This window comes from Vibrio sabulosilitoris (genome assembly GCF_055391395.1).
The window spans coordinates 2,259,686-2,273,393 of record NZ_AP029599.1 but is presented as its reverse complement, the minus strand read 5'-3'; the positions used below and the strand labels follow the sequence as shown (position 1 = coordinate 2,273,393).

Here is a 13,708-nt window from a genome sequence, read left to right as displayed (position 1 = left end):
CTGTTGCTTGCTGATGATGTCATGGAAATTTCATTAAACAGCATTATATGCTGTCATGTTTTGATGTTAATTGCCTGTAGCGCAGTAAAAAGTTGGCGAAAATCATAAGGTTGGCTTACACTTTCGTAAGTTCGGTCTGTAGGTCTTTGAAAGACTGAGCAAAAGTAAGGTGCTGCAAGCGCAGCGAAGATGAAATTAGCTTTGAGGGAAGTTTTATGGCGCTCACAAAAGCCGATTTGGCAGAGAATTTGTTCGAAAAACTGGATTACAGTAAACGGGACGCCAAGGAAACGGTTGAAGTTTTTTTTGAAGAAATTCGTAAAGCTCTAGAGAATGGCGAGCAAGTGAAACTGTCGGGGTTTGGTAACTTTGATCTCAGGGATAAAAATGAACGCCCGGGTCGAAACCCAAAAACCGGGGAAGACATCCCAATCTCAGCTCGACGTGTGGTGACGTTCCGTCCGGGACAGAAGCTCAAGTCTCGAGTAGAGAGTTTAAAGGTTGATGGATAAACCCTCTTAAACAAAAAAGCGATCGTAAGATCGCTTTTTTGTCTTCTGGCTGTGCACCATTCTATTCCCTTCCCAGGCGTTCCCTCGTATGATGGCGACACAAAGTCACCTGCAGGGAAATATAATGAGAGATGCCGAGTTTTGGCACAATAAATGGGCCTCAAATTCCATTGGATTCCACCTTCCTGAAGTCAACCCGTTACTGATCAAACACTGGGATGCACTCAAGCCTTTACGCTCACAAAAGGTGTTGGTTCCCTTATGCGGTAAGAGTGAAGATTTGGTTTGGCTTGCTGAACGTCACGATGACGTTCAAGGCGTAGAGTTAAGCCAAATTGCGGTGAGAGCGTTTTTCTCAGAGCACTTCTATACGCCAATGGTTACCAAGGTGTCTGGTCAACACGAGCTGTATCAGTTCGATGAACTCTCTATTTATACTGGCGATGTGTTTACCGCGCCGCTGGAAAAGGTCTCTCTGATTTATGACCGCGCCGCCTTGATAGCACTGCCTCAAGAGATGAGAGCCGATTATGCAAAGCGACTCGACTCACTACTTGAGCCGGGTGGTCAGATTCTGTTAGTAACACTAGAGTACCAGCAAGATGAGATGCAAGGCCCACCGTTTAGTGTCCTTGAGCAGGAGATAACTCAGCTGTTTCCTGGTTACAACGTCACTCGATTAGCGACAGAGGTGGCTGATGAGTCACATCCTAAGCGCGCGGAACGTGGTTTAAGCTATTTTGCTGAGAGCGTATTGGTTCTAAAAAAAGGGGCGGGGCATGAGGACGGGTATAGCCCTACGGGGAGCGAGGATTGCTGAGTGTGCGGTCATTGAATCGAGCACTTAAATAAAATAAAGCCTTCAGAGTTTGAAGGCTTTATTTTCCAATGCTGTTACAAGATACAAATTAGTAGACGATCTTGACGCGCTTAGTTGCGGCTACCGCGTCGTTGATGGCGGTTTGTACGTTGTCGCGTCTGGCGACGACGACACCTAGTCGGCGGCGGCCGTTGATGTCTGGCTTACCGAACAGGCGAACTTGAGTTTGTGGTTCGCGTACGGCGTCAGCTAGGCCGTCAAACTGAATATTCTCTGATTGACCTTGGCCAAGGATTACCGCCGATGCAGCAGGGCCGTATTGGGTGATCGCGGCGATTGGCTGCTCAGTGAAAGCGCGCACGTGCAGTGCGAACTCAGACAGGTCTTGTGAGATAAGCGTCACTAAGCCGGTATCGTGTGGGCGCGGGGAGACCTCGTTGAAGATAACCTTGTTACCCTTAACGAACAGTTCGACACCAAAGATACCGTAGCCACCGAGTGCATTGACGATCTGCTCTGCAGTGTACTCTGCTGCCTTACGTGCGGTCTCTGACATTGCTTGAGGCTGCCACGACTCGCGGTAATCACCATCTTCTTGGCGGTGGCCGATAGGCGCACAGAAATGCACACCATCAACGGCGCGTACTGTTAGTAGCGTGATTTCGTAATCAAAGTCGATAAAGCCCTCAACGATAACGCGACCAGCGCCAGTACGACCACCTTCTTGGGCGTATTCCCATGCCGATTCAATATCTGCCTGAGTCTTGATAACGCTTTGGCCTTTACCCGATGAGCTCATTACTGGCTTACACACACAAGGTACGCCGACCGCTGCAACCGCTGCGACGAAGCTGTCGTAATCATCCGCAAACTGATATGGTGAGGTCACGAGCTCCAGCTCTTCTGCCGCAAGGCGACGAATGCCCTCGCGATTCATAGTCAGCTGGGTTGCCTTAGCACTTGGGACAACGTTGAGACCTTTTTGCTCAAGCTCAACCAGTTTATCGGTAGCGATCGCTTCAATTTCTGGTACTACGTAATCCGGTTGCTCTTGATTGATCAATGCCTCCAACGCATCACCATCAAGCATATCAATCGCGTAGCTTCGATGGGCAACTTGCATTGCTGGCGCGTTTTCATAGCGATCGCAGGCGATCACCTCAAAGCCAAGTCGCTGACATTCGATAGCGACCTCTTTGCCCAGTTCACCTGAGCCGAGTAGTAACACTTTTGTTGCATTTTTCGCAGTAGCAGTACCAAACATAGACAATCCTCTTTGTGCTTGCGCGAAGTTGGAAATTTCGCAGCGGATCATACTGTATTTACGCGCAAAAGCAATCGTTTGCGTTCAGTGCTGTTCTAAATGGCGGTTAATCCACCGATGAGGAAGAAACACTGAAGATTCATTGATCTAGCCACTAGTAATTGATGTGCCATTTAGGACAAAATACCAATTACCGCCGTTTACCCCCAACTGGGTAAACCACTTTTGTTAAGGAACCTTTAAATGGAATTACAGTCGTTATGAAACTGTCACCAAAATTTATTATTCCTCTCGTGATCCCTCTTGTTATTTTGTTGTTGCCAACCAGTGCGTTTCCATTTGAAGGCATGACGATTATTCAACAGCGTGTGATTGCTATCTTTTTACTTGCAGCCCTTTGTTGGGTATTTGAGCCTATCCCGATTTACGCCACCTCGGTTGTGATCATTGTGCTTGAGTTACTGCTCCTTTCGGACAAGGGGATACTCTGGGCACGCAGCGGCTTGGGTGAGCCAGGCTTTGGTGAGCTGATTGCCCATCAAGACTTGATGGCGACTTTTGCCAGCCCGATTATCATGCTGTTTTTGGGGGGATTTTTCCTTGCGATGGCGGCCACCAAATACCGACTTGATGTCAACTTGGCTCGGGTCATGCTCAAGCCGTTTGGCAATCAACCCAAGTATGTGATGCTCGGTCTGATGTTGATCACTGGCGTGTTCTCGATGTTTATGTCCAACACGGCAACCACGGCAATGATGCTTTCGATCCTTGCGCCAGTGATTGCGGTGTTTAAGGCTGGGGATCGAGGTCGGATTGCACTTGCTTTGTGTATTCCTGTTGCCGCCAACATTGGTGGTATCGGCACACCTATCGGCACTCCACCAAATGCGATTGCGCTCAAATATTTGGTTGATGAATACACGATTACCTTCGGTGAGTGGATGGCATTCGGCATTCCATTTGTTATCGTGATGATGGCAATCGCTTGGGTTGTGATGTGTAAGTTGTACCCATCGGATCAAGAGACGGTCAAACTGGATATCAAAGGCAAGTTCCTTAAGACGCCAAAAGCGATGATCGTGTATTTCACGTTTGGTCTGACTATCTTGTTGTGGCTAATGGGCTCTGCTCACGGCATGAACTCGTACACGGTAGCGTTAATTCCAGTGGCGGTGTTCTCAATGACCGGCATTATCAACAAAGAGGACCTTAAGGGTATTTCTTGGGATGTGTTGTGGTTGGTATCAGGTGGTATCGCACTTGGTCTGGCGCTTGACCGTACTGGCTTGGCGGAACTAGTGGTTAACACCATTCCGTTTGGCAGTTTGTCACCTTATGCAGTCTTGCTGGGTGCCGCGGCGCTGTGTTTGTTGATGGCGAACTTTATGTCCCACACCGCAACGGCAAACTTGCTAATGCCAATTATGGCGGCGCTGGGTATGTCGATGGACGGGCTGATACCGCTTGGCGGCATTATGACTCTTATCCTTGTGGTGACTTTTGCAGCATCGCTGGGTATGTCTCTGCCGATCAGTACGCCACCGAACGCACTGGCTCACGCCACGGGTTTTGTGAATACCAAGCAAATGGCACGCGTGGGTGTGATCTTGGGTTTGATTGGTGTCGCGCTTAGTTTCGTGATGGTTTGGATCCTGAATATCGTCGGCTTTATTCAGTAGTTCCGCTCAATCGTTCTATCAGGGAGGTATGATGGAATCTCTATATGTAATTTGTGTTGATGATCAACGAGAAGTATTGACCGCCGTGGTTTCTGATCTCGAGCCACTCTCTTCTTGGTTACAAATCGAAGGCTGTGAGTCTGCGGACGAAGCCTTCGATCTTATCGAAGAACTGGACGCTGAGGGGCAGCATATTGCTTTGGTGATCTCAGATCATATGATGCCGGACAAAACCGGGGTTGAACTGCTAAAAGATATCCATGAGGATGGTCGTTATCCGAACACAAAGAAAGTCCTTTTGACCGGTCAGGCGACACATGGTGATACGATTGAAGCAATCAACCAAGCCGGTGTTCAGCACTATTTCGAGAAACCTTGGCAGGCTAAGCAACTGATCGATACTGTCCGTATCTTAGTTACCCGTTTTGTGTTTGATAACAAGCTTGACCACCTTGCGTATGTCGATTATCTCGACCCGCAGACGGTGTTTGAGCGACTTAAAATACAGTAAACGCAAAAAAGAGAGCCTGATGGCTCTCTTTTTTTAGGCGCGAGGCGCGGGTTACACTTCGTTCCGAGATTCGAGTGTTTTGGAGCGTGTGTTGAGAACCCCAAAACACAAGTGGTAATACAGGTAAGTTTATAGGGCTGCGTATTCAACCGTTATTTCTGGGTTGATGGTTTCGAGTGTTGACTGGGTTTCTGGTAGGTGGCTGATCTTGCCACTGGACAGCTCCACTAGTGCGGCTTGCTGGATGTCGTCGAGTTGGTAGCCGCTGAGTAGCAGTTGCGCCATTGCTACCTGAAGGGGAGGCAGGCTTGGGTTAAAGGCGGCATTCTCTGCATACGCGCCCTTAAACACTGCGCCATCTTTGGTTTGCAGGGCTACGCCACTTAAGTTGTTGGTGTAAGGCGAATGGCTGATATTTAAAGCCTCGATAGCGCTAGTAATCAGCTTACCTGCGTTGTTTAACTCATAGCCGTGTGATACTGGCGTCATGAGTCCTTCGGTTACACCAAGATCTTTAGGGCCAAATGATTCTGGCAAATAGGCCTGCAGTGACATTGGATCGCGCTGCGGTAGTTGCACAGTGAGTGACTCTGCTGTGGTCAACTCATTGAGAAATTGGCGGCAATGGCCGCAAGGGCTGTAGTTAATGGTGATATCACTAATGCCATGTTCACCTTTCATCCAAGCATGGCTGATGGCGGATTGCTCTGCATGAACGGTTTGCGCGAGCTGTGCACCCGCAATCTCCATATTGGCACCAAAATAGAGTCGACCTGATAGCCCTTCGACAATTGCGCCAACAAAGAAATTGGACAGCGGTGCGTACGAATAGGCAGCTGCAAAAGGCAGTAGGGCAAGTTTCAGCTCACTTGGTTCAAACCCGGTTTGACGCTGTAGTGTTTGAAATTGTTGTGGCTCAATGACGCCATTGAATTGGTCTGTGCACAATAGGGCAGAGAAAGCAGCTTTATAATTGCTTGGGATTTGTGACAAGGCTTGGTCAAAGCGCGATGACATACGAGTTCCTCGATGGAGTTTATGAGGTAATTTTAGATGAGTAGACGATTGTTTCCGTGATCAATATCATTTATATGTATTGCAATAATATTAAATTGCACCCAATTAGTGATGGTGATCACCTCTCGGTATTGTTTAGAGTTACCAGTTTGTAAACCAAATGGCCAAGCCCATGATTGACGGAGCGGTTATTGAGGTGATCACGCCACAGAGAACTAGGGATAGCGAGCTAAAAGCAGCATCCTGAGGATCTTTACCAGCACTGGTGGCAGTGCCCAAAGCATGAGAGACACAGCCCATGGTTAATCCACGTGCAATAGGGCTGGTAATGTTGAGCAAACGGTAGATCGGATAGGCTAAAATGGAGCCAACAAGTCCAGCGACAAGCACCATAATTGCGGCAATTGCAGGCACGCCGCCAAGGAAGCTAGCAATTTCCATCGCGATTGGTGTGGTAACCGATTTACCCATCATACTGGCAAGCAACTCAGCATCAACGTCAAGCCACGTGGCAAACATCAGTGTCGTGACCATGCTCATGACACTACCCACACCGCAACTTAAGAAAATGATCTGCCAGCGCCGACGGATCTCCGGTAGTTGCTGATAAAGCGGTACCGCCAGTGCGACCACAGCAGGCTGCAGTAGCCAAGTTACCCAAGCGTTGTCTGCATAATATTCGGCGTAATCGACCTCGAGCGTTAATAGCAATGGCACCAAAACTAACACGCACACCAACATGGGGTTAAATATTGGCGAGCCAACTTTGATGCAGACGCGGCGCACGACGATAAATACCACAAGAGTGATGAGAAACCACATAATTAGGCTTTCTCCTTGAGTAGCTTGTTGATGCTCCAGCTCATTGTGACTAGAACTAGAACGGATCCGATGGCGACACTGAGCACAATCGCTAGCGCGTTTTCACGCAGTAAGTCAAGGTGGGCAATCAAGCCAACACTGATTGGCACAAAAAGAAAAATCATATGGCGGATAAACAAGCTCGCTCCCGGTTGGACCCATTTAACCGGGATGACTTTCAAGCTGAATAACGTAAATAAGATCAACATGCCGACAATACTGCCGGGGATGGCAATCGCTAGGAGTTGCTGCAAGCCAACACCAACCGCAAGGCAAGCAGCAATAATGGCAAACGAAATCAAGTATTCGCGCAGTGTGATCAAAAGTTTTTTAAGTATCACTCGCAGCCACCCCGGTTAATTGACCAATTTAGTTACGTACTGATAAACCGCTTTGAGTACGCGTATTTTGCTTTCATCGGATTCATGTTCATGAACCAAGTTCTCGAGATTCAGTGAGTAATCCTGCAGCTGCGACTCAAAATAATCACGGCAATGGGCCAGCCATTTTTGCTGCTCCACATCACTCAGTGTCCAAGGGTAGTGGCGGGCGCGGTAGCGAAACAGCAGTGGCTCAATTCGCGAGTCATCAAAAGTAATATCCAGGCTGCCCAATGCCTCAGGTGCGCTAGACAAGATAATCTCCATCGCTGCGCGATCTGCTGGTGAAAAGAAGCCGTCGTACAGCATGCTGTCGACATCTTGATTGGACGTATCAAACTCTCTTTCTTGCTGGTAGATGACGAGTAGCTTTTCACGGATTTCAGGATGTTGGCGCAGCAAGGCGAGATTATCCAAACACTGTTGGCGATTAATACCAATGGTCGCGGCATTGTCTGCGGTCAGAGTTTTAGCTGGGGCGAGAATGGGACACTTATTTAAGTGCACCAGCTTAACTGGCACGGGAAGCTCATCTGCAGCAAGTTCACTGCGCTTGGTATATAGGCGCTCACGTAAGGTATCGGCATCCAGTTCAAGAAGTGGTGAAACATCTTGAGCAAGATCAACCACAATCACGCCATTTTTATTGGTTGGATGCCACGCAACTGGAACAATCCAACTGGTGTACTGACACTCACGGCCAAACATTCCAGAAACATGAACCAGTGGCTTCATCTCAACAATATCGATCAGCTCATTAAGCTTGCGCTTGTGGCGATACTGCAGGAAGTAATCAAACAACTTAGGCTGAGCCACTTTGACTTTCTTGGCTAACTCAATTGTCGCCACCACATCCGCCATCGCATCGTGGGCGTTAGCGTGCTCAATACCATTGGCAACCGAGAGGTGCTCAAGTTTAAAGCTGGTAAAGCCCTCGTCATTCTCAGGCCACTCGATGCCTTCTGGTCTTAACGCATGACACGCACGCATCACATCAAGCAAGTCCCAACGCGAGTTACCATTTTGCCAACTCCAAGCGTATGGGTCATAAAAGTTGCGATAACAGGTGTAGCGCGTCACTTCGTCATCAAAGCGAATGCTGTTGTAGCCAAGGCTTGTGGTATTTGGTTTTGATAGCTCTTGGTGAATACGGCGAATAAACTCTGGCTCTGGGAGCCCTTCGGTATTGGCTTTTTGTGGTGTGATCCCGGTGATCAGAGCCGCTTCGGGTGAGGGCAGATAGTCCGATGGCAGCTGGCAGTATATCACCAAAGGCTCACCAATGATGTTGAAGTCGGCATCAGTGCGCACACCGGCAAATTGGCTAGGGCGATCTTTGGCTGGGCTGGTGCCCCAGGTCTCGTAATCGAAGAAGAAGAAAGTTGGTTGGTTGTCTGTAGGCATATTGTAATCCGGTGCTTGAAATGTGTGATTTCAAAAGCGTTATATCTGATTGAAGTATCTGATACTTCGCATAACCCAAGCAAGGATTATTCTAAAAAAAGTGCTGATTGCAGCGATCGAGTTTGGTCTTGTTGGTTGATCGACTCTGTTTGGGGTTGCGAAGCGCATCTCTACAGTGTGGAGGTAAGGAAGCTGCTACTTGCCACATTTCGCCGGTGTTGTGGTAAGGTCTTTGAAGCTATGGTATTGTTTTAAATGGATAAAGTCTCAATTTTTGGATTGGTGTCAGAGTATCATGAGGCTAGGTGCCTCATGATAAGCGTTAGCCGTCAATAGTAATGGAGAAGTTTTGGATATAATAAGACAATTTTTTAGTTGGTTCTTTGCACTAGAGCTCAATGAAAGAACAGATAAAACTGCAGTTGAAAAGCTGAAGATGAGTATGAGGGCCACAGCTAAATGCCGTTATTTTGCAGCCGCACGTTTACAAAGGCAGGCTAGGTTTTCATTCTTTACAACGACAGTTCTTTCTTTGGGTTTGATATTTATCCCGCTAATGCAAAGTTCGGGGGTTAAATTGGCTTATGAAACGAATGTCTTGGGCATGATGCAAATCTTTCTTGCAGTTTCAGTGCTTGTATATTCAGTGGTTATAGCAACTGCTAGATATGATGTAAGAGCGGAGAAGTTGACTGAATGTGGTGATAAGCTGAAAGAGTTAATTCGCGCGATTGACCGTGAAATGGATACGAAAAATTCCATCTCTGATGAAGATTTGCGAGTTTATCAAGATCGCTATTCTGATATATCAACAGATACGGAAAATCATATTTCGAGTGACTACAAATTCGCGATGCTGGAAATGACTCGTGATTACAGAATCACGGGTTTAAAGCGTCTTCAGGTATGGGCTACTGCACTTTGGCAGTCTTTGAACCCTCTAGCGCTGCCTGTTATTTTACTAATAATTGAAGTGGTATTTATTACGGACATGGTTGGCGCTAGCGAGGTGTTTACTAAATATCTTAATGGTGTTGAGAAAAACGGTTAACAAGTTGCTTAAGACGGACACAAAACGCTTGGTATTTTTGCTTCGCAAAATTGTATGCCAAGGTTTTGTGCCACTTAGCAAGGCGCTGAGGGATCCCCTTATAATCTTCCCAGTCCAGCATTATGAGTCAGCCGCTGATACTCGAGTAACGCCCAGCGATATTGAGTCTCTGATATTCGATACTGCCGGTGATTTCTCACCTCGCGGCCTAAACTTGGGATAGATAAGACACGTCGGTGTTTAATGGTGTTAGCTTGGAAGTCGTAGTGCCATTTAGCTTGTCGGGCAACTAATCCTGTTAGCCACATTAGGATCTCTGCGAGCAGGGCTATCAACAGAAGTATGTTCAGGCGTTGAATGCAGTGTATTCGATTATGTCTCAGTGCAACGCCATAGGCGGTGCTTTTGAGATCCCGGAACGACTCTTCTATCTGCATTCTTTTGGCATAAAGATTGACTATCTGAACCTCGTTGAGCGTGTGTCTCGGGACGTTAGTCGCGAGTAACCAAGGCTCTTTAGCGCTCTTCTGGTATAGGTGCGTTGCAAAGTGCTTTTAGCCTGTTCGAGCGTGCCGCTTGGCTTTACGGCCCTCATCCGTTGCTTTGTAGAGGTAAGTTTCCCAGTCCAGTGAGCCAAGCTTTGATAGTAAACAGCGGCCAAGATAGCTCGGCTTTTGACAGGCCTCAGGATAGACGGCATTATTAGACACCCAAGGTCTACTTTTTGTTTTAACAAGACTTCACCACGAACTCGACCTAGCCAGAACCAACCTTTGGCTTCAACTTGTCTAAACCAGGTATTCCTGAAGCCCGCATCCGACACAATGATGGGAAGTGCATGACTAGGCGGTATTTGCTCAAGTTTATCAAGAAAGATCTGGTGGCTTCTCGGCGAGTTGTAGTCTTTGTATTCGAAGACTTGCTCATACAAAGTGACGGATCGGCCATCGAGCACAACGGATGCGCGTATAGTCATGCATCGTAACTGCTCTCTAACATCAGACCAATCCACAAGAACAATTTGGCAGGGATTAGCGCCTGTAATTAAGCGGCAATGCCATTTATAGATGTCATCTTTTTCACGATGTAGAGCGCTATTTCCTAGCAGCCGGTCAACTCGTTTTATAGCGTGCTTAACAGTGGTATTGGTATCGAGGTTGCGGCCTAACTTAGTGAGCGTTAGGTCAGCACCATCAAGCACGCTCTTGGTGGCAAGTACAAGAGATATCACTCTTTTTTTGTGAATGTTGGGGCATTGATTTTCCAAGGATTGCTGTAATATTTGAGTATCGTGCATCGCCATTCCTCTCTGTTCGAATGTTTGTTTGGCGATAACCATTAGATCAGAGAAGGCGATGTACGTTCATCTCATTGTTTAGAAAAGAGTAAATGAGGGGATTCGCTAGAACAAGGCGTTGTGTTTATCAACGAAAAAGGAGGTTCGGTGAGAATCACGTTAGTTAGACATGGTAAACCGATAGCTAGTTCAAACCCGCGGGTTACGGCTGTTGGTTTTGCAAAATGGGTTCGCGCCTATAATCGTTCACTTGTTTGCCCGGACAGCCTTCCGCCTCAAGAACTACAAGAAAAATTCCACAACAGCTATACATTTTCTAGTGACCTGAATCGTTCCATCCACTCTGCGGAAATCTGTTTGGGAAAAGGAGCAGATGTAGTGTTAGGTGACTTGAGAGAGATGGACATTCCCAGGTTAAAATTACCTTTTTCGATGAAAGTTAACAGTTGGTTAGTAATTGCAAGGTTGTGTTGGCTTGTAGGAATATCGGCTAATAGCGAATCTTACAAAGTCGGTCGTAAGCGTATTATTGCAGCAGTAGATCTTATTATGGTTAAAGCCTTAGAGCATAAAGACGTTGCTATTTTTGGGCATGGTATATCGAATCGGCTTATTACCAAAGAGTTGAGGCGACGTGGTTGGACTGTAAAATTTTCGAGCAAAGGGTTTTGGGGGCAAACGGAGCTTATAAACATAACAAACGGCTATGGCGTCAATAGCTAGTTTTGGGTGATGTTCTCATTCCACATGACGCCATCCCTTAGCATCGAACTTAAGATCACCACCATTTTGCGAACACACGCTATTATGGCCAGTTTCTTCGGTTTTCCTGCGTCGAGCAGACGTGTATAAGTCGCTTTAAATACCGGATTACATTGCATCGCAGACATCATGGCCATATACAAAACAGTCCTTACTTGGGCTCGTCCGCCTTGGATTACTCGCTTGCCTTTGTAGCGACCACTTTCTCGAGTAATCGGAGCGACACCAATGAGCGAGGCTGCTTGTTTGTTGGTTATGTAGCCCAATTCTGGAACGTTGCTGATGATGGAGGCTGCAGCGATATTTCCAATGCCAGGGACACTTTGCAGAATGGTATTCTTAGCCTGATACTCAGGACACTCCTCGATGAGCTTAACCAGTTTATCTTCTATTTTTGTGATCTGGTTTTTCATAGTCGTCAGCATCGGCTTAATCGTTGTATGCAGCGATTTTGGTAGTATTTGCATTCGGTTTTTTTCCATAGTCTGCATAGAGAGAAGCTGATTGCGGCGAATGACTAAGTCACTAATAAGTCTTATTTTTTTTGGTTTAATGAGAGTAAGGGAAGGCTGAATAGCTTCGGCATAATATGCAATAAGCTGTGCATCCAATTGATCATTTTTAGCTCGCTGACCGATAGCACCAGCGAAGCGTTTGATGTGTACAGGGTTGGCTCTGACAATGAGTAGCTTAGCTTCAGCACACGCTAACACGAACGGCATTTCTAGGCGGCCAGTTGCCTCGATGACTATGCACTCCGAACTGTGCTCTTTGATGATTTTTAGTGCTTTATTGATGCCTTTATCAGTATTTTCGACAGAGAAAAACAGGCCATTGGGGCGAACATAAATGTCTAATTGTGTCTTGCCTGTATCAACTCCAATGTTGATGCTTTGCTTCATTTTAGTATTCATATTAAGCTAACTCATGCTTGCGTAATGCGGGTTCGAGACTCAGTCGACTATTCGAGTGTGGTGCTTGGAGTCCTATGTAGCGTTCATGTTTGTTATCGGTCTCTCGATAGAGGAGCCTTGCTTCGATCTAACTGCTACATGGAAAGCTTTAGTTGCAGCTAAAGCCTGGGTCTCACATTACCCGAAACTGGTGAATTGGATAGGGATATTGTCCATACAAGCAATTCAAGCTGATTCGCAACGCTTGGCAACTGTGGTTTGAATCAACTTTAGTGTTTACGCCGCAAAGGTCAGGTTCAGTGGTAGCGTTGCTCACAACTTAATTGGGCGTTATAAATCACTCAAGTTTCGCACTCTTGTAAACTAGTGTTATACTCTGGTCATAACATTCATTTGAGGCTAGAAATGTGGATGAGATTGATGTCTTATAAAGTATGCATGGTGAGCAAGTTCATCGTGATGATGGCTACTGGTGGAAAATCGAGGCTTGGACTGTTCCTCCCACGAAAGAGCGACCTCACGGAATTCGCTATAGTCTAACTCTACATAATAAGTTCAATAAACGAGTTTTTGGGCATGACAACGCTCATGCTGTAAAATCACCGAAAGGCAAAAAGTTCAGTGGTAAACGTTACGAATACGATCATTTGCACAAGTCAGCAGTTGATCAGGGAACGCCTTATGAATTCTCGGACTGTTATACATTACTTCAGGATTTCTTTGAAGGTATAGATAAAACCATTGCTGCAATAGAGGGTAAATAATATGAAAGCAAGAATCGGGATCATGTCTGAAAAGCTCATTCGTATGAGGTTACTAGCTATAGCGCAAGGCAAGTATAAACCTCAAGATAATGAGCCTAAGGTTTGGTATACATCAATTAATGCGATCTCTCAGATTCTCCGCCCAGAGAATATTGAGTTGTTACGCTTAATAGATTCGGAACGACCAGAAAGTTTGACTCAATTGTCAGAACTAACGGGTCGTGCGAAATCCAATCTTTCTAATACGCTGAAGACATTAAGTGAAAAGGGCTTTGTTCGTTTAGAGCAAGGCAGCGGTAAGTCAGTAAAACCAGTTACTCTATTCACGGACTTTGAAATTGTTACGGATTCAGAACTTGAACACTACTTGCTACAGTTATCCGTTGGGCAATCGGCAGCCTGATTTATAACACATATGAGCCCCGAGCCTGTCAATAGACAATATCTATCCTTGGCTGCGTCAGCGGCCAAC

At 46.5% G+C, this 13,708-nt stretch carries 15 protein-coding genes and 1 pseudogene; 8 read left to right on the top strand and 8 right to left on the bottom strand.

All coding sequences use genetic code 11. The features are described from left to right. Positions 1-215: 215 nt before the first annotated feature. Entirely contained in the window at positions 216-512 is a 297-nt protein-coding gene (gene ihfA, locus ACZ5R2_RS10770; RefSeq protein WP_438458361.1) for an integration host factor subunit alpha, read from the top strand. 124 nt (positions 513-636) lie between these two features. Continuing rightward, positions 637-1,332: a thiopurine S-methyltransferase gene (locus ACZ5R2_RS10765; RefSeq protein ID WP_464902252.1), complete on the top strand. Its 696-nt coding sequence runs from the start codon at positions 637-639 to the stop codon at positions 1,330-1,332. An 88-nt stretch (positions 1,333-1,420) separates the two neighbouring features. Here the strand turns inward: ACZ5R2_RS10765 and purT are convergent, their stop codons facing one another. Next, complete coding sequence (gene purT, locus ACZ5R2_RS10760; RefSeq protein ID WP_464902251.1) at positions 1,421-2,596, bottom strand: formate-dependent phosphoribosylglycinamide formyltransferase; 1,176 nt, start codon at positions 2,594-2,596, stop codon at positions 1,421-1,423. Positions 2,597-2,856: 260 nt separating this feature from the next. Here purT and ACZ5R2_RS10755 point away from each other — a divergent pair, with 260 nt between their 5' ends. Then, positions 2,857-4,275 (top strand): SLC13 family permease, encoded by a 1,419-nt coding sequence (locus ACZ5R2_RS10755; RefSeq protein WP_464902250.1) that lies wholly within the window; start codon positions 2,857-2,859, stop codon positions 4,273-4,275. Between the two features lie 31 nt (positions 4,276-4,306). Further along, positions 4,307-4,786: a response regulator gene (locus ACZ5R2_RS10750; protein ID WP_464902354.1), complete on the top strand. Its 480-nt coding sequence runs from the start codon at positions 4,307-4,309 to the stop codon at positions 4,784-4,786. 129 nt (positions 4,787-4,915) lie between these two features. On the opposite strand, the gene cdd is transcribed toward ACZ5R2_RS10750, so the two are convergent. The 4 genes from cdd to sbcB all read right to left on the bottom strand — a co-directional run bounded on the left by cdd (position 4,916) and on the right by sbcB (position 8,448). Continuing rightward, positions 4,916-5,803 carry a cytidine deaminase gene (gene cdd / locus ACZ5R2_RS10745; protein ID WP_464902249.1) on the bottom strand — a complete coding sequence of 296 codons (888 nt, stop codon included), beginning with the start codon at positions 5,801-5,803 and terminating at the stop codon, positions 4,916-4,918. Between the two features lie 141 nt (positions 5,804-5,944). Continuing rightward, positions 5,945-6,625, bottom strand: a complete 681-nt coding sequence (locus tag ACZ5R2_RS10740; RefSeq protein WP_464902248.1) for an LrgB family protein — start codon at positions 6,623-6,625, stop codon at positions 5,945-5,947. Positions 6,626-6,627: 2 nt separating this feature from the next. Then, entirely contained in the window at positions 6,628-7,005 is a 378-nt protein-coding gene (locus ACZ5R2_RS10735) for a CidA/LrgA family protein (RefSeq protein ID WP_464902247.1), read from the bottom strand. A gap of 15 nt (positions 7,006-7,020) precedes the next feature. After that, positions 7,021-8,448, bottom strand: coding sequence for an exodeoxyribonuclease I (gene sbcB / locus ACZ5R2_RS10730; protein ID WP_464902246.1), 1,428 nt, complete (start codon positions 8,446-8,448; stop codon positions 7,021-7,023). A gap of 349 nt (positions 8,449-8,797) precedes the next feature. On the opposite strand from sbcB, the gene ACZ5R2_RS10725 reads away from it, so the two are divergent. Further along, on the top strand, positions 8,798-9,499 hold the full coding sequence (locus tag ACZ5R2_RS10725) for an SLATT domain-containing protein (RefSeq protein ID WP_464902245.1): 702 nt from the start codon (positions 8,798-8,800) through the stop codon (positions 9,497-9,499). Positions 9,500-9,597: 98 nt separating this feature from the next. Here the strand turns inward: ACZ5R2_RS10725 and ACZ5R2_RS10720 are convergent. Further along, positions 9,598-9,966 (bottom strand): annotated as a pseudogene (locus ACZ5R2_RS10720) (transposase); the annotation flags it as partial. Beyond that, entirely contained in the window at positions 9,957-10,796 is an 840-nt protein-coding gene (locus ACZ5R2_RS10715) for an IS4 family transposase (RefSeq protein WP_464902244.1), read from the bottom strand. The pseudogene ACZ5R2_RS10720 and the gene ACZ5R2_RS10715, both read right to left, overlap by 10 nt. Positions 10,797-10,943: 147 nt before the next feature. On the opposite strand from ACZ5R2_RS10715, the gene ACZ5R2_RS10710 reads away from it, so the two are divergent. Then, complete coding sequence (locus ACZ5R2_RS10710; RefSeq protein ID WP_464919412.1) at positions 10,944-11,519, top strand: phosphoglycerate mutase family protein; 576 nt, start codon at positions 10,944-10,946, stop codon at positions 11,517-11,519. Here ACZ5R2_RS10710 and ACZ5R2_RS10705 read toward each other — a convergent pair. Then, on the bottom strand, positions 11,516-12,472 hold the full coding sequence (locus tag ACZ5R2_RS10705; RefSeq protein WP_464902242.1) for an IS110 family RNA-guided transposase: 957 nt from the start codon (positions 12,470-12,472) through the stop codon (positions 11,516-11,518). The genes ACZ5R2_RS10710 and ACZ5R2_RS10705 overlap by 4 nt on opposite strands. Before the next feature lie 434 nt (positions 12,473-12,906). On the opposite strand from ACZ5R2_RS10705, the gene ACZ5R2_RS10700 reads away from it, so the two are divergent. Both ACZ5R2_RS10700 and ACZ5R2_RS10695 read left to right on the top strand, forming a co-directional pair. Continuing rightward, positions 12,907-13,236, top strand: coding sequence for a toxin-antitoxin system TumE family protein (locus tag ACZ5R2_RS10700; RefSeq protein WP_464902241.1), 330 nt, complete (start codon positions 12,907-12,909; stop codon positions 13,234-13,236). A gap of 1 nt (position 13,237) precedes the next feature. Further along, positions 13,238-13,639: an HVO_A0114 family putative DNA-binding protein gene (locus ACZ5R2_RS10695; RefSeq protein ID WP_464902240.1), complete on the top strand. Its 402-nt coding sequence runs from the start codon at positions 13,238-13,240 to the stop codon at positions 13,637-13,639. Positions 13,640-13,708: the final 69 nt, after the last annotated feature.